At 53.1% G+C, this 14,802-nt stretch carries 16 protein-coding genes and 1 tRNA gene; 8 read left to right on the forward strand and 9 right to left on the reverse strand.

Features of this window, described 5'->3' with window-relative positions; translation table 11 throughout:
* Positions 1–3 precede the first annotated feature (3 nt).
* The 4 genes from DFP90_RS02410 to gcvA form a co-directional block, all read right to left on the reverse strand.
* Positions 4–1,149: a phosphoserine transaminase gene (locus DFP90_RS02410; RefSeq protein ID WP_181905146.1), complete on the reverse strand. Its 1,146-nt coding sequence runs from the start codon at positions 1,147–1,149 to the stop codon at positions 4–6.
* 362 nt (positions 1,150–1,511) lie between these two features.
* A complete protein-coding gene (locus DFP90_RS02415) occupies positions 1,512–1,790 on the reverse strand; it encodes an RING finger protein (RefSeq protein ID WP_115934807.1) in 279 nt (92 codons plus the stop codon).
* 78 nt (positions 1,791–1,868) lie between these two features.
* Positions 1,869–2,759, reverse strand: coding sequence for a S49 family peptidase (locus tag DFP90_RS02420; RefSeq protein ID WP_115934808.1), 891 nt, complete (start codon positions 2,757–2,759; stop codon positions 1,869–1,871).
* Between the two features lie 76 nt (positions 2,760–2,835).
* Positions 2,836–3,726 (reverse strand): transcriptional regulator GcvA, encoded by an 891-nt coding sequence (gene gcvA / locus DFP90_RS02425; protein ID WP_147300912.1) that lies wholly within the window; start codon positions 3,724–3,726, stop codon positions 2,836–2,838.
* A gap of 121 nt (positions 3,727–3,847) precedes the next feature.
* Here gcvA and DFP90_RS02430 point away from each other — a divergent pair, with 121 nt between their 5' ends.
* From DFP90_RS02430 to DFP90_RS02440, 3 genes are read left to right on the forward strand one after another with little or no spacing between them, the layout of a single operon-like run.
* Positions 3,848–4,075, forward strand: a complete 228-nt coding sequence (locus DFP90_RS02430) for a hypothetical protein (RefSeq protein WP_115934810.1) — start codon at positions 3,848–3,850, stop codon at positions 4,073–4,075.
* Positions 4,076–4,097: 22 nt separating this feature from the next.
* Positions 4,098–5,276, forward strand: a complete 1,179-nt coding sequence (locus tag DFP90_RS02435) for an aminotransferase class V-fold PLP-dependent enzyme (RefSeq protein ID WP_115934811.1) — start codon at positions 4,098–4,100, stop codon at positions 5,274–5,276.
* Between the two features lie 24 nt (positions 5,277–5,300).
* On the forward strand, positions 5,301–5,705 hold the full coding sequence (locus DFP90_RS02440) for a GFA family protein (protein ID WP_115934812.1): 405 nt from the start codon (positions 5,301–5,303) through the stop codon (positions 5,703–5,705).
* 7 nt (positions 5,706–5,712) lie between these two features.
* Here the strand turns inward: DFP90_RS02440 and DFP90_RS02445 are convergent, their stop codons facing one another.
* Both DFP90_RS02445 and DFP90_RS02450 read right to left on the reverse strand, forming a co-directional pair.
* On the reverse strand, positions 5,713–6,462 hold the full coding sequence (locus tag DFP90_RS02445; RefSeq protein WP_115934813.1) for a tRNA1(Val) (adenine(37)-N6)-methyltransferase: 750 nt from the start codon (positions 6,460–6,462) through the stop codon (positions 5,713–5,715).
* A complete protein-coding gene (locus DFP90_RS02450) occupies positions 6,459–6,686 on the reverse strand; it encodes a putative signal transducing protein (protein ID WP_115934814.1) in 228 nt (75 codons plus the stop codon). The genes DFP90_RS02445 and DFP90_RS02450 overlap by 4 nt, the downstream gene beginning before the upstream one ends.
* Positions 6,687–6,807: 121 nt before the next feature.
* On the opposite strand from DFP90_RS02450, the gene DFP90_RS02455 reads away from it, so the two are divergent.
* Positions 6,808–7,830, forward strand: a complete 1,023-nt coding sequence (locus DFP90_RS02455; protein WP_425452140.1) for a polyprenyl synthetase family protein — start codon at positions 6,808–6,810, stop codon at positions 7,828–7,830.
* Between the two features lie 67 nt (positions 7,831–7,897).
* On the opposite strand, the gene DFP90_RS02460 is transcribed toward DFP90_RS02455, so the two are convergent.
* The gene (locus tag DFP90_RS02460; RefSeq protein ID WP_115934816.1) at positions 7,898–8,446 is read right to left on the reverse strand and encodes a DUF924 family protein; all 549 of its coding nucleotides are present in this window, start codon (positions 8,444–8,446) and stop codon (positions 7,898–7,900) included.
* Between the two features lie 111 nt (positions 8,447–8,557).
* Here DFP90_RS02460 and DFP90_RS02465 point away from each other — a divergent pair.
* Positions 8,558–8,634 (forward strand) — tRNA-Pro (locus tag DFP90_RS02465).
* A 60-nt stretch (positions 8,635–8,694) separates the two neighbouring features.
* Here the strand turns inward: DFP90_RS02465 and DFP90_RS02470 are convergent.
* Together DFP90_RS02470 and DFP90_RS02475 are read right to left on the reverse strand one after the other, a co-directional pair.
* Positions 8,695–9,411: a helix-turn-helix transcriptional regulator gene (locus DFP90_RS02470; protein WP_115934817.1), complete on the reverse strand. Its 717-nt coding sequence runs from the start codon at positions 9,409–9,411 to the stop codon at positions 8,695–8,697.
* Entirely contained in the window at positions 9,396–9,947 is a 552-nt protein-coding gene (locus DFP90_RS02475) for a GNAT family N-acetyltransferase (protein WP_115934818.1), read from the reverse strand. The genes DFP90_RS02470 and DFP90_RS02475 overlap by 16 nt, the downstream gene beginning before the upstream one ends.
* A gap of 278 nt (positions 9,948–10,225) precedes the next feature.
* Between DFP90_RS02475 and DFP90_RS02480 the strand changes: the two genes are divergently transcribed.
* The 3 genes from DFP90_RS02480 (at position 10,226) to DFP90_RS02490 (ending at position 14,795) form a co-directional block, all read left to right on the forward strand.
* Complete coding sequence (locus DFP90_RS02480) at positions 10,226–10,567, forward strand: helix-turn-helix domain-containing protein (RefSeq protein ID WP_115934819.1); 342 nt, start codon at positions 10,226–10,228, stop codon at positions 10,565–10,567.
* Positions 10,568–10,803: 236 nt separating this feature from the next.
* Positions 10,804–12,720: a hypothetical protein gene (locus DFP90_RS02485; protein ID WP_147300913.1), complete on the forward strand. Its 1,917-nt coding sequence runs from the start codon at positions 10,804–10,806 to the stop codon at positions 12,718–12,720.
* Between the two features lie 452 nt (positions 12,721–13,172).
* Positions 13,173–14,795, forward strand: coding sequence for a hypothetical protein (locus tag DFP90_RS02490; RefSeq protein ID WP_147300914.1), 1,623 nt, complete (start codon positions 13,173–13,175; stop codon positions 14,793–14,795).
* Positions 14,796–14,802 lie beyond the last annotated feature (7 nt).

The following is a 14,802-nucleotide window of genomic DNA, read 5'->3' on the forward strand; positions in this document are numbered from 1 at the left end:
TCTTCAGACGCCTGAGACTTCGCCATAAGCCCAATCAAGCCAGGGCATCAACGCTTCCATGTCGGCCGGTTCTACGGTTGCCCCGCCCCACAGACGAAGCCCCGCCGGTGCATCGCGATATCCGTTTATATCAAAGGCAACGCCCTCTTTATCCAGCAGCTGGGAAATTTTCTTCGGTGCGCCGGACCGCTCTTCACCATCCAACACACATGCATCTGACAGCTTGAGGCAGATCGCGGTATTGGAACGTGTTGCCGGGTCAGCACAGAGGAAATCAATCCACTCGGTCTGCTCGACCCAGTTGGCCACGGCCTTCAGGTTCTTTTCCGAGCGCGCGATCATTTCCTTTAAACCGCCGATGGATTTCGCCCATTCCAGCGCATCCAGAACATCTTCCACCGCCATCATGGACGGGGTATTGATGGTTTCTCCCTTGAAGATGCCATCGATCAGCTTGCCACCCTTAGTCATGCGGAAAATCTTCGGCAGCGGCCAGGAGGGCACATAATTTTCAAGACGTTCAACCGCCCGTGGTGACAAAACGATCATGCCATGCGCACCTTCACCACCCAGCACTTTCTGCCAGGACCAGGTGGTCACATCCAGCTTGTCCCAGGGCAGCTCCATAGCAAAGACCGCGGAGGTCGCATCACAGATGGTCAGGCCCGCCCGGTTCGCGGCGATCCAATCACCGTTGGGAACTTTGACGCCACTGGTGGTGCCGTTCCAGGTGAAAACCACATCGCGATCGCAATCCACTGCCGCCAGATCCGGCAGCAGGCCGTAATCGGCCTCCAGAACGCGCACGTCATCCAGCTTGAGCTGTTTCTGCACATCAGTGACCCAGCCTTTGCCAAAGCTTTCCCAGGCCAGCATGTCCACACCACGTTCGCCCAGAAGCGACCAGAGCGCCATTTCCACCGCGCCCGTGTCACTGGCCGGAACGATCCCGACCCGGTAATCATCGGGAATGCCCAGCAAGGCCTTGGTTTCGTCAATGACAGCTTTCAATTTTGCCTTACCCTCACCGGAACGATGAGATCGACCCAATACAGCACCTTCCAGACAGGACCAGGACCAACCGGGACGTTTGGAGCAGGGACCTGAAGAGAAAAACGGCCGTTCCGGCCGAACTGTCGGCTGGGTCATAACAATATCCTTCCTTGGGTAAACAAACTCTGGGGTTAACCCCTTGTATATACAATCAACAGCAAGCATTTGCTGCGATGCGAGATATACCGTGTGGTCAACCAAACGCAACAGAAATTTGTCGCAAAATTCGATATATTAGTCGCATTTCAAGTATATCAGGCGACTAATTTTTTCCAATGCGCGACAATTGATTTCAACAAAAACAAACTAAATATTTGAAAAATATATAGAAGCACAAGCAACGAGGGCTCATGAACCGTTAAACCGATCGGTCAGTTAAGAACCGTCAGAACAAATCATGGGACAGTTTGGACAAATTGACGCGGCCCGCTATCCGGCACCGGTCAAGACAATATGGCTTAATGCGGGCAGTTGGATTTACCGCAATGGCTGACTGAGCCGACTGAAACAAAGGTCTTGCAGACCGGGCATTCCTGAGTGTCCTCGATCACTTCAGGATCGCGATGGCCGGTGCGTTTACCAGCCGCCCGGCGCATCCGCTCTGATAGGGTCGGCTCACCGGATTTCCGCTGGCCCTTTTCAATATTCTGCAGGCGGCCGACATATTTGAAACCGTACCAAACCGCCGCAATCACGGCGACAAGCACAATCAATTTGCCGAAACTGATACCAAACATGTCTTATCCCACCCGGCCGGAACGACCGGCCTGTCCCTGTTACTGCTTATGATGACAGCCCGTCTCCAGGCACCCGTATCAAAGACCAAGGCGGCTCCACCAGATACGGCTTTCCGCCACCTCCAGGATCTCCTCACCCATTTTAGAGATTTTCCCCTCCAGGCCCAGCCGTTTCTGAATCCAGGATTTGGGCCGACTGACATCCTTGAACTCGACCTTGTCACCGAATTTCTCGCGGCAAACAGCCTTCAATTCGCCAGTCGCATCGACAAGGCCCAGATCAACACCACGCGCACCGGTCCAGAAACTGCCGGAAAACAGCTTTTTTTCTTCTTCCTTCAATCGGCCATCACGGCGGGAACGCACAAAATCTTTGAACTGCTCATGAATATCATTCTGCAGTTCCTTGAGATGTTTTACGTCCGCTGCCTTTTCCGGCGAGAAAGGATCCAATTGGGATTTCGACTCACCCGAGGTATAAACCCGGCGCTCCACACCAATCTTGGAAATCATTTCCGTAAAACCGAAACCGGCGGAAATCACCCCGATCGACCCCACCACACTCGCGGGCTGGGCGTAAATCTCATCCGCTGCACAAGCCAGCCAGTAACCGCCACTGGCCGCGGCATCCTCACAAAAGGCCAGGATCGGTATGTCTTTTTCCTCAGCCAGTTGACGGATACGGGCCGCAATCAGGGCTGATTGCACTGGCGAACCGCCCGGCGAATTGATCGCAAGCGCGACTGCTTTGAGATTCGGCGTCTTGAACGCCTCATCAATGACCGTTTCCAAATCATGCAAATTCAATCCACCACGCCGCAGCGGGCCGCCTGCCTGGCCGATCACACCATAAAGCCTCAGGACCGCGACAGATGGCTTGCCCTTCAACTTCCCGGCCAGCGGTTTGCCGATAACGGGAATTTTGGCCAGCACGGCCTTCCATCCGGTCAGTTGCTGATCAGTTGACATGCTCTTCTTTCCATTCTTTCGCTGAGACTATTCGGGCGGATATACAGACAACAAGTGTGGGTTCGATCCCTCAAGGTCAAGTCTTTTCACCCGCGACTTCCCTGAGTAGCCAGTCATGAAACAACCTAACTGGCGGACGCATTTCGCGCCCCTCCGGTAAAACCAGGAAATAACCGCCATCCCAAACAGCATCGGCACCAAGCGGCATCACCAGACGTCCGGATTCCAGATCGTCCTTGGCCATTTCCTCCACCCCCAGGAACAGGCCATGCCCTTCCAGCGCCGCCTGATAGGCCAGCATGGACATGGTGTGGACCGTGCCTGTTTCCAGGTCCGCCTCCTCGATGCCACGCTGTCGAAACCAGGCTTCCCATTCACTTTGATCAACATCGTGGATAAACGGCAAGGCAAACAAATCTGCCGGTTTTTCCGGCTTTTTACGCCCTTCGAGCAATAAAGGGCTACACATGGGCACCCTGTCTCCCGGTATCAGCATACGAGCCTTCAATCCCGGCCAGCGCCCCGCCCCATAGCGAACACCGATATCGATATTCTCGCGATCATAATCCACCAGCGCTGTTGTCGAATCCAGCTTGATCCTGATCGCAGGATGATCAGTGTTAAACCGGCCCAGCCGCGGCATCAGCCAGCGCGAAGCAAATACAAGGGTTGTCGTGATCTGGACGGGACGATCCTGTTCCAGTCCCAGGGCGCGTTTGGTCGCCTCTTCCAGGATGTCAAAGCCCCTGAGATAGTCCTTTTGCAATCTCTGCCCCGCATCGGTCAGAATCATGCTGCGCCCCTCTTTGCGAAACAACCTGAAGGCAAACCAGTCTTCCAACTGCCGGATCTGCTGACTGATCGCAGCATGGGTCACGTTCAATTCTTCTGCGGCACGGGAATAATTCAAATGCCTGGCGGCGGCTTCAAAGGCCCGCAAAGCTGTTAAAGGCGGCAAACGTCTCATTTCACCATCGATTCTGTAAGATTTACTTACATAATAGAAAATTTTCAGAGTCGCTGCCAACCTCAATTCCCCCTACCTTGCCAAATAAGATTTTAACACCGCTTGTCGGGAAGGAAGCGTCATGATTAACATATTGAATGCACTCGTTACGGAAGCGACTCGCCAACCAAATGAAGACATCGCCCGGCAGCTGGCGCGAAAGAACCATTCAGGCACCGAGCAATCTATCATTAAAGTTGATAACTATTCTTACAGGAATGTCATTGTGACATGGTTCACGAAAATTTGGCGACACCCTCAAATAGGCATTGTTGCCGCTCCAAAACCATGGAACAATGCAGGAACATAGAACGAATTAGGGACGTCTTTGTATGCTGTTTGATTTGGACCAAGCCCGGCGCGAAACGCCGGGCTGCAAGCATGTTACCCACCTGAACAATGCCGGGGCCGCATTGATGCCGCAACCGGTTCTCCACACCCAAATCAGCCATTTGGAATTGGAAGCGACTATCGGCGGCTACGAGGCTGCTGAGCGCGAGCAGGACCGTATCGAAGCTGTTTACGATTCCATCGCGCAGCTGATCAACTGCCATCGGGATGAGATTGCCATCGTAGAGAATGCCACGGTCGGTTGGGACATGGCTTTTTATGCGATCCCGCTTGCGGAAGGTGATCGGATCCTGACGGCCGAGGCCGAATATGGTGCAAATTTTGTCGCCTATCTCCAGCAGGCGAAACGGACCGGCGCAGTGATTGATGTCATCCCCTCCACACCCGATGGCGAGATCTGTCTGGAAAGCCTGAAACAGATGATTGACGACCGGGTGAAACTGATTTCCATCACCCATGTGCCAACCAATGGCGGCCTGGTCAATCCAGCCACCGAGGTGGGCCGGATCGCGCGGGAACATGGCATTCTCTATCTGTTGGACGCCTGCCAGACGGTTGGTCAAATGCCCATAAATATCGCAGAGATCCAATGTGACATGTTGAGCGCCACGGGGCGAAAATTCCTGCGCGGCCCTAGGGGCAGCGGCTTCCTTTACGTCCGCCGGGACCTGATCGCGGATCTGGAGCCGCCGATGCTGGACCACTATGCAGCCAAATGGATGGCGCCGGACCGGTACGAAATGCAGTCCAATGCACGCCGATTCGAAAATTGGGAAAACAACTATGCCGCCAAGCTGGGTTTGGGAGTGGCCGCAGATTACGCCCTGTCCTGGGGCCTGGACCGGACCTGGCAACGCTGCCTTGCCCTGGCCACTCAACTGCGCGATGGCCTTGCCGCGATACCCGGTGCGAGCCTGCGCGATATCGGACAGCAACAATGCGCCATCACAACTTTTACACTGGCGGGGCATGATCCGTTTCAGGTGAAGCAGATCCTGAATTCGCAGGATATAAATGTTTCTGTTTCCGGCCCCAACAGCACCTTGCTGGACGCGCAAAAACGGGATCTGCCACCTCTGATCCGGGCATCCGTCCATTATTATAACAGTGAAGAAGAAATTGATCGGTTCCTGCGAGCCGTTGGATCTTTGAACACTTAATCGCAAGAGGAAGGAATCTAAATCATGGCTGATCTAAAGGGCCGCTGTTTGTGCGGCGGCATTGAAATCTCGCTCACCAGCCCAAAGGATGACGTCTGCCAGTGTCATTGCGCCCAATGCCGGCAATGGGCCGGCCATAACTGGGCCAGTGTCAGCTGTCCTGTCGAGGGTCTGAAATTCGACAAAGGCGAAGACCTGGTCCAATGGTACCGCTCCTCAGAGTGGGCGCGCCGGGGTTTCTGCCGGACATGCGGCTCATCACTGTTTTACCATGCCGATCGGGCGGAAAGTCATAAACACAAAATCGCGGTGGCCGCAGGCTGCCTTGATGCGCCGACAGGGCTGAAAACCGCGGAACATATCTTCTGCGGCACCAAAGGAGACTATTACGAGATTGCGGACGACCTGCCTAAGCTCGACACCCATTAAACCTGGATCAGATCTCGAGCGCCCCGCCATCCCGCAGTATGGCGATTGCTTCCGACGAATAGCGCTGCCCATCATCTGGATGCAGCACCAGTCCGGCGGACAGGCGAGTAGGACCTTTGATCGCCTTGCGGCCGCGGATGATCACACGTTTGGCATCCCGCCCCTGCCGGGGCCAGAGCGGGATGATCGCGAGATCCCCAACCTTGCCCTGCAGATGGCATAGAATTTCATCCACCCGGTCGGCCCGGTGGATCATCACCAGGGTGCCTTTCTGCCTCAACATGCGCAAGCAGAAGGCAATCCATTTTTTCAGATCCGCTGCCCCTTCCACATTCGCCCGGTCTTTGATCGCATTGGGTGGCCGGTCGGCATGCCCTGCGCGAAGATAGGGGGGATTGGTTAATACCAGATCAAACCCGTTTGATGTCAGCGCCGCAGAGCGGCTGTTCAGCAGGTCGCCCTGCAGAAGGGTCGCCCTTTCGGCCAGATTATTCGTATCCGCGTTATGGCGGGCCAAGTCCACCAAAAGCGGGTCAATCTCCAAAGACACCAGTTCCGGCCCCGCGACGCGGGTAAGATAACAAAAGCCCGCGGTGCCAACCCCGGATCCCACATCCAGCACACGCCCTTTTGTCAGCAACGGCGCCGCCGCCGCCAGCAACACAGGATCCATGGCTGCCCTGTAGCCTTCCTTCGGCTGGCGAATGGTCAGTCGATCACCCAGGAACGCATCATCTGTCACAGCCATTTCCATCATGAAGGCCAGCCCTCTCCGACTTCCTGTTCCAACATATCCATTAAACGCCTGGCATGGTCGTAATCATCATCATCCACCATCAGACGGCGCGGCAGGGCACCGATCGAGCCTTCCAAAATGCTGGCATGACGGTCAAGGATGACACTATCAATGCCCTCCCCCCGCAGCATGGCTTGAAGATAAGATAGGCGGATTTCATCAGTTGTGCGGAGAAGTTCTTTCATCGAACCAAAGGAAACCTACTGTTTTCGGGAAAACACGCAAGCAGATTGCTTGACCCGAAGTGATGTTCAACTATGTTGGCAACGGATTGTAGCGTCGTCAAGATCGTCAGGAGCCAAGTTATTGGGCGTCGTCGTTAATATGGATGGAAGCCATCCGGAAAAGAAAGCCCCCAGCGTTGATTTGCTGGTGGAGCTCACCAAAGCGGATATTGCCAAGGTAAATCAGCATATTATTGATAATATGCAAAGCCCCGTTGCATTGATCCCACAGCTTGCCGGACATCTGATCGCGGCAGGCGGCAAACGCCTGCGCCCGATGTTGACGCTGGCGGCGGCCCAAATGTGCCAATATACCGGCAGTCGCCATATCGGCCTGGCCGCCTGTGTCGAATTCATCCATACAGCCACCTTGCTGCATGATGATGTGGTGGATGAAAGCGACCTGCGCCGCGGCCGGGAGAGCGCCAATGCGGTTTGGGGAAACAAACCATCCGTCTTGGTTGGCGACTTTCTGTTTTCCCGCGCTTTTCAGCTGATGGTGGCCGACGGCTCATTGCCGGTCTTAAAGATTCTTTCCGAGGCATCCGCCGTCATCGCCGAAGGCGAGGTTCTGCAGTTAATGACCGCCAACGATCCGGAAGCCACGGAAGAAGCCTACCTGGAGGTGATCCGATCCAAGACGGCAAAGCTTTTTGCCGCTGCCAGCCGGATCGGCGCGGTTGTTGCCGAGCGCAGCCAGAAGGAAGAAACCGCGCTTGACAGTTTCGGCATGAATTTGGGCATTGCGTTCCAACTGATTGATGACGTGTTGGATTATTCGGCCAAACAGGCGGAACTGGGCAAGAATATCGGGGATGATTTTGTCGAGGGCAAAGTCACCTTGCCGATCATTCTGGCCTGGCGTCGCGGCTCTGCTGAAGAGCGCGAGTTTTGGGTGCGAACCATTGAGAATCTGGATCAGAAGGAAGGCGATCTTGAACAGGCAATCGCCCTAATGGAAAAGCACAATACGCTCAGCGATACGATCGACCGGGCAAAACATTATGGATCGATGGCGCGCGATGCCCTGGGTATATTCCCCAACAGTGATGCCAAATCAGCCCTGATTGAACTCATCGAATTTTGCATTCATCGGGCGCATTAGAGCCGGTGCGATAGTAATTTTTAGGAAAGGCGGCCCTTCACGGCCGCCTTTCCTTTTTTCTTTCCCGTTAAAATGAAGAATTCGGCTGGGTGAGGAAGGCCCGCTCTTCTGCTGTTGTCTCACGTCCCAGAACATCATTGCGATGCGGGTAACGGCCAAACCGGTCAATGATGTCTTTATGCAAATGGGCAAATTTTAGCGATTCCGGTTCCTGCAACGTCTCAAATTTCTCAATCGACAAACGCTGATCCGCCGGATCCTCGCTATGCATCAATGGCATATAGAGGAATTTACGCTGTAATTTGGGCAGATCCGCATCCCATCCCTTTTCGAGCGCGTGATACAGGCATTCGCGGGCGATATCGTCCGCCGCAAATGCCTGAGGATCATTGCGGAACATATTGCGGGAAAACTGATCAAGCACGATGATCTCCGCCAGACAGCCCCTGGCGCTGTCCCGCCAATGGGAAAAACATCGGGCGGCCACCTTTTCATAAAGTCCCAGAAAGCTCTCCCGGACCAGTTCGTCAAAGGAATCATCCTTCTTAAACCACTGTTCCGGCGAGCATTCTTCAAACCAGAAATTCAATACATCATCGACTGTCGGATCGTTCATTCCGTCTATCCCTCACTGTTTCCGGGTTAAACTATGACTTAAGTAAAAGTTTTTTGAAAGAGCGCTTGCCAGCCCGGAAATGAGGGGCTATATAGGCGCCCGTCAGGCAAACGGAGTGTAGCTCAGCCTGGTAGAGCACTGTCTTCGGGAGGCAGGGGCCGGGTGTTCGAATCACCCCACTCCGACCAAAATAAAAACGCCATCAAGTCATTGATCTTGGTGGCGTTTTTCTTTTCTCAAACCGCTGATTAATACCATTGCCGCCCGAGGCCGCTTGTTAGCATCTTAGAAAAAACCGCCCCCCATGTTTTTACATTTAGTTTTTTCATAATTTTGATCTGCCTGGACTTCAGGGACGCTTCCGATATGCCGAGGGCTTCAGCCTGTTCCTTTACAGTCATCTGTGGATGGCGCACTACTAAATTAAACAATTTCAACTGATCATAAGTTAACTGAGCATCCATGAAGCGGGGATACTCCCGCATCGAGTCGCTATGCTCCAACAGTCTAAACAGCAGAGCTGCCGCTAAATGCAATTCCGCCCAATAAGTTTCTAAAATACTATCTGCTGGCTGAGCGGTCGCCATAATAACAGTCGCCGGTTGCCGCCCTTTTCCAGAATAAAGCATTATACCATCAACAACACCGCCATTTTCCCAGAAACGTTCAGCCTCCCGATCCATTTCATCACGCCAGAATTTCGAGAGCTGTGATCTCATATCGTGAAAAGTTGCTGTCCCCCAGCGCCTTCGCACCGCCCAAGCAACCGCACAGAACATATCCGCTTCCAGCTCAAAATATTGGTCAAAAAACGTGTCTTGACCATCTTGCCAGACTTGCAGGGTTTCTTCTGTGTAATAAATCCAAGCAAGGCGCGTGACCCCCAAACGCCGAAGACATTTAAAAATGTCATTCGGGCTTGCAGCGTCATAAAGCTCTTTTGCTATTTCTAGACTGCCTTGCATTCCTGCCAACTTTCAGACTTGGTCCAATTAAAAAATCTACTCGCTTCAATACGATGGATTTCATCCTCAGACGGGCCAGTATTAGACAAAGGAAGATCCTTAACCATTTCAAAGTAGGATTTCCCCCCATACGTAACAACGTTCCCTGTTTCCCTCGCCCCGAATGCCTTCCAGTATTTGATTTTTTTTGGGTTTGTCGCGCTACCGTAAGCGCGACGAATTCCCTTGAATTTCGAATATTCCTCAGCCACCTCCGCTAGCAGCCTAAATAACTTAATGTCGCCCCTTGCTCTAGGTGTAATTGCCCATCTTTCCCATATCGCACAGGAATTCCCAAGGTCGCGCCAACGCAACGCAGCCACGGGTTTCCGATTTACATCACGGATGAGAAAATGGGTTGAGCAATAATCGTTGCCATCGATCTCCTCTTCCAAATCTTCATCATGGAATGCTTGACATCTTACAGCCAGAACCATCTGAAATGCCTGAGCATCAGAAACCAGTTCCACTGAATAATCCTTTACCGCGATCGTCATAACAAAACAGTCCTTAGTAGTTGCAGATAAAACTTGTCAATCCCCGGATGTTTGTTCTACATGTACGAAGTAACCGGGTGATTGTTCTGCGCTCATGTCGGTAATACCGAGGCTAGATAGTTAGCTTAGGTCATCACAATTGAATCTGAGTTCTCGTTACAGTGCAGACTGTGGCGATCTACAACATATTGTGATACCGCTCGGTAATCTTCCTTACGTTGCACCAAACGAGGGCTTTCTATTCCTCAAACGTGTACTTAGGAAGGAAAAAGCGAGACATGCCACATCCCACAGATGTATTTGTTGGACGCAAAGTCAGAGAAGCCCGCGCCCTGCGCGGCATGAGCCAGGAACAGCTGGCTGCCCATTTGGGTGTCAGTTTCCAGCAGGTTCAAAAATATGAAAAAGGCACCAACCGGATCGGCAGCAGCCGTCTTTGGGATATTTCCCAAGCCGTTGAACAGCCCATTTCTTTCTTCTTCGACGGTTTGAATGACCGAAGCTTTGACCAGCCGGTTGAGCTGTCTGCTTCCGCCATCAAGCTGGCCAAGAAGATTGCCGACATGCCCAGCGACGCACGTCGGCCCTTGCTCAATTTCCTGAATGTCGTCATGGATTAATCATCGTCACGTCGATGAAATTCAAGGCCCGTTCGGGATCTGAGAATGCCAAAACACCCCTGCCCAGTTGGACAGGGGTTGTTTTTTTTTGCCTCCGCTTCCAGGAACAGCACGGCTTCCATTGCAAGCAGGCGCTTAAATTGCTAGGCAGAAAGCGGGATTGGTTGTGACGGAAAATTCTGTCCAGTTGTCCAAACGGACCGGGAAACCGGACATCATTTTACAGGATGAAAATCATGCGCACTGTTTCATGGGTCAGCGGCCTTGTTGTCGCCGGTGGTCTTGCGGGGGGAATCTATTACGGGGTGCCCGCATTCTATAATCAACAGATCGAAAGTTATCTGGCCTCGGTCCAGGCGGACCTCCCGGAAGGTCATAGCCTGGATTATGACCGGATCCACTATAATTTCTGGGCCGGAACGCTCACGCTGGACAACTTCAAATATGCCTGGCCAGCTCAGGATACCGTCAAGGCGGAACGGCCCTTCTCTGCAGGCGGCACCTTTACACTTGCCCAGATGACGGTAAATGGGCCAAACAGCTCTCTGGACCTCAATTCAGGCAACCCGTCCGAACCGGTTGCCGACAGCCTGTCTTGGAAAGGGATGGCGCTTGCCGGGAACAGCGAAAAGCTCGCCTTGAATATCGATGAAGGAACAGCAACCGGCATTTCCCTGAACAGCCCGGAATTGTTCAAGGAAGGCATTTTCGATGTCACCGGCCTGCGCACCGCACTGGGCCTGGAAAGCCTGAAAACCGGTCCGGTCAGCTACCAGTTCGAAATGATGCCAAAGCCCGGCGAACATCTTGCTTTCGAAGGGCGTAACGAAAGCCTCTCCCTTCAGAATCTTAAAGACGGCATCATTGGCCAAGCCGAGAGTCGTGACAGCAAGATCACCATGCTGATGGCTCTACCCGACCTGCCGGAGGAGGTACAGCTTGCCGTTGACATCTCCGTCAAATCCTCTGCTGTCAACGACATGACGGTTCCCGTTCCCGCACCCGCCATCACCCAGGGTGATGTTCCAGCGCTGGAGCAATGGGCCGGGATGGAAGAACTACTCCTGCTGCTGGTTCAGGTCAAAAACAGCTATGAGCATGCGGAGAAATACCCAGCCAAACTGGCACATGCACAGATCGAGGATATGAATATCGCTTTTGGCCCGGCTGACAGCGACGAACGCATGCCTCTGCATATCAAGAACATCGCCGTGGAAGATTATACAGCCACATCCATGGGCAAAATGGTCGTCACCGATATCCAGAGTGGCGAAGGCTTCCCGGGTAAACTGTCCATTGGGACCCTGCGTTATTCTGATATGGATGTAACTCAATTGGGCGGATATCTGGATAATGTCATCGAAATGGGCCCGGCCAAGATGTTGGCTGCCCTTCAAGGCGAAGACTGGCGATCCGTACTGCCGGAGTTCCGCCTTGGTGAACTGGCATATGAGAACGTCGAAATCAGCCACGAAGACCTTCAGGATTTTAAACTGGGCGCTTTCCGGATCTATGATCTTGGCATCGACCAGGATAAGGCGATCTCCCTTGCCACCGAGGTGAAGGATATCCAGTTGCCCCTCGACCAGTTGAAGCAGTTGCCGCCGCAACAGGCAGTCCTGCTGAAAGCCATGGGACACGATATGCTGACCCTCAGCGCCAATATCGACGTTGATCATTCCACCAGCGGCCAGTCACTGGACATTAACAGCCTCTCTGTTGGCGCCAAAGAACTGGGCGATATCGCACTGAGCGGCCGCCTGCAGAATATCGATATTGCACAGCTGATCAAAAACGCCCCCCTCCATGGCCTTGCCAGCAATCTTGAACAGGTCAAACTGACGGTGAAGGATCGTGACTTTGTTCGTTACGGTTTGAAATCCTTTGCGGAAGGACGCGGCATCAGTGAACAGGAAGCCCTGACCCAGAATCGCATGATGCTTGGCATGATGGCTGGCGGCACAGAAAACGCCGATACCATCGCCTTTTTCACCGCCTTGTCCGAATTCCTGGACGGCTCCAAGGCTCTGGAACTGACAGCAGCCCCCGCTTCTCCAATCCCCGTTGCCCAGCTTTTTGGCGCTGTGCAGCAGGCCGGTCCGGAAGCTCTAATCCAGATCCTGCAGTTGAAGAGCCAGGTAAGCGATCAATAAGCTGCTCTTATAGCATATTCGAATCATTGATCCTGCCCCGCGAAGATGATCTTCGCGGGGCATTTTTTATGTCCTGGCTCCATGATTTCGCCCCAAACCCATGATATTAGAGAATGCAATCGAATAAAATTGGCTGAACAAACTGTGGATCGGTCTCTTCATCAGGGTGGGATTGGATGAAAATCAAAACTCTTTTTGCCGGCACCGCACTGGCGGCGCTGCTCATGGGCTCATCTCTTTGGGCTGCACATGACATTACAACCACTTTGGCCAATGAAGGCCTCAACCATTGGGCTGAGGCCCTGCCGGCAGGCCACACCCTCACATTTGACGGGATAGACTATGACGCCATCTCCGGATTGTTGACATTCGATTCCCTTAGTTACCGATGGGGCAGTGCGGTCAACGGCAGCCAAAATAGCCAGAATGGCGAAATGACTTTCCGCAACCTGGTGATCGAAGCCCCATCAGCAGCCCTCCTCACCGGTAACAGCCGTTCGGGAAGCTCAAGTCCATTGGCAAAATCCATCCATTGGGACGAGGCGAGATTCACACTCAATGACGAAGCACTTGCCGCTATCAGCATTGACGGCAGGATTATCGATCCGGCCCTGGATCTCTCCAGTGACAGACCGCCCCTCCAACGTCTGAATAGCCTAAACGCATCCCATTGGCAGCAAAAATCACTCGACTATGCCGCCTGGTACAAAACCGGCCAGGACACCCAACGGATCAAAATCCAATTCCTTAATAGTGTTCTCAAGGGCCTGTCCAACGGTCGAATTTCCTCCTTTGAGGCAACCGATAGCGCCTATGAGGCGGATAAGACCATTGCACCTTATGTTCACAAGAGCTCGGAAGGGAAGACCGGCCCGCTTTCTCTTCAGGGATTATCATTTACGCCCCCGGAATCCACGGCCGTCATGGCCGACAATTCAGCCCGTTGGAGTGGCGACGAAGAACTTTATTCCGATCTCCGCGCCCTACAAACCATCATCAATGCCGCCATCCGTGGAACCGTGCACATTGAGGCTGGTCATATCGAAACTGTCAACGGCATCCAACATAGGGAAGGCACCAGCAGCACATCCTATTCAATTGCCAGGATCGCCCTGCAAGACATTCACCCGGACAGCGTGGGCAGATTTCGCGCAGATCGCATTGAAGCCCAATACAAGAAGGCACGGGTCACATTTGACCATATTACTCTCACAGACTGGAATCTTAGCGCCTTGCCGGGCCATCTCGAGGCAATTCTAACCGATGGTTCCAAAGCGTTCCGCAAAGAACTATCCGTAAAAGGCGCAAAGGCAGCCATCCCGGCCTTCAAAGCGGGTTCATTATCCCTTAAGGGCTTTAAAGCCACCGATACGAAGAAAATCGGCCCAGACGGAAAACCTTTGGTGGTCTTCCTGGCAAACAATATCGAACTTTCTAATTTTGCATTTGACGGGCAGGACATGTTGCAACTTGAAGCGGAAATTGACGCATTATCCCTTCCCGCCAAGATCTTTGATGATTCCGGTTCAACCACAATCAGCGAATTAATGATGAATAAACATGGCTTGGACCGGCTGCCGCTGAACGCCAGGCTACATATTAACCACAGCATGCAGCAACGGCGCTTGAACCTTCAGAAAGTCATTGTGGGGATGGGTCCGTTAGGTGAAGTCAGTTTGAATGCAGAAATCAATGGTTTTTCAATCCCCACATCCAAGAACTCTGCCGCTCTCACAACATTATTTTCCAAACTGGCTCAAGCAGAACTGAAAATCCTGGATAACGGGTTTATTGACGTCATTTTGCTGCTCCCGAACCAACATAATCAATCTCCTGCCGCCTTGCGCGCGGAAGGTCGGCAATTGGCAGAAGCCGCCCTGTTGACAGCGCCCAATGCCAGAGCCCGTGAATTCATGGAAGCCAACGTCGCCATTTTGGCAAATGGAGGTCTGTTGACACTTTCGGCGCACCCGGAAAAGCCTGTGACTTTTGCCGAAATAGGCGCCGCCGCGAAACAGGCCAATCTGAGCCACCTCTTCACCCTGCTGGCCCTGTCCAGCCACTACCAAGATTAAGGACCTT

Origin of the sequence: Aestuariispira insulae (genome assembly GCF_003385955.1) — a bacterium.
GTDB classification, from domain to species: Bacteria; Pseudomonadota; Alphaproteobacteria; order UBA8366; family Aestuariispiraceae; genus Aestuariispira; species Aestuariispira insulae.

Coding starts and splice junctions, on each gene's coding strand:
- DFP90_RS02410 (WP_181905146.1), bottom strand. CDS start 1,149: ATGACCCAGCCGACAGTTCGGCCGGAACGGCCGTTTTTCTCTTCAGGT.
- DFP90_RS02415 (WP_115934807.1), bottom strand. CDS start 1,790: ATGTTTGGTATCAGTTTCGGCAAATTGATTGTGCTTGTCGCCGTGATT.
- DFP90_RS02420 (WP_115934808.1), bottom strand. CDS start 2,759: ATGTCAACTGATCAGCAACTGACCGGATGGAAGGCCGTGCTGGCCAAA.
- gcvA (WP_147300912.1), bottom strand. CDS start 3,726: ATGAGACGTTTGCCGCCTTTAACAGCTTTGCGGGCCTTTGAAGCCGCC.
- DFP90_RS02430 (WP_115934810.1), top strand. CDS start 3,848: ATGATTAACATATTGAATGCACTCGTTACGGAAGCGACTCGCCAACCA.
- DFP90_RS02435 (WP_115934811.1), top strand. CDS start 4,098: ATGCTGTTTGATTTGGACCAAGCCCGGCGCGAAACGCCGGGCTGCAAG.
- DFP90_RS02440 (WP_115934812.1), top strand. CDS start 5,301: ATGGCTGATCTAAAGGGCCGCTGTTTGTGCGGCGGCATTGAAATCTCG.
- DFP90_RS02445 (WP_115934813.1), bottom strand. CDS start 6,462: ATGATGGAAATGGCTGTGACAGATGATGCGTTCCTGGGTGATCGACTG.
- DFP90_RS02450 (WP_115934814.1), bottom strand. CDS start 6,686: ATGAAAGAACTTCTCCGCACAACTGATGAAATCCGCCTATCTTATCTT.
- DFP90_RS02460 (WP_115934816.1), bottom strand. CDS start 8,446: ATGAACGATCCGACAGTCGATGATGTATTGAATTTCTGGTTTGAAGAA.
- DFP90_RS02470 (WP_115934817.1), bottom strand. CDS start 9,411: ATGCAAGGCAGTCTAGAAATAGCAAAAGAGCTTTATGACGCTGCAAGC.
- DFP90_RS02475 (WP_115934818.1), bottom strand. CDS start 9,947: ATGACGATCGCGGTAAAGGATTATTCAGTGGAACTGGTTTCTGATGCT.
- DFP90_RS02480 (WP_115934819.1), top strand. CDS start 10,226: ATGCCACATCCCACAGATGTATTTGTTGGACGCAAAGTCAGAGAAGCC.
- DFP90_RS02485 (WP_147300913.1), top strand. CDS start 10,804: ATGCGCACTGTTTCATGGGTCAGCGGCCTTGTTGTCGCCGGTGGTCTT.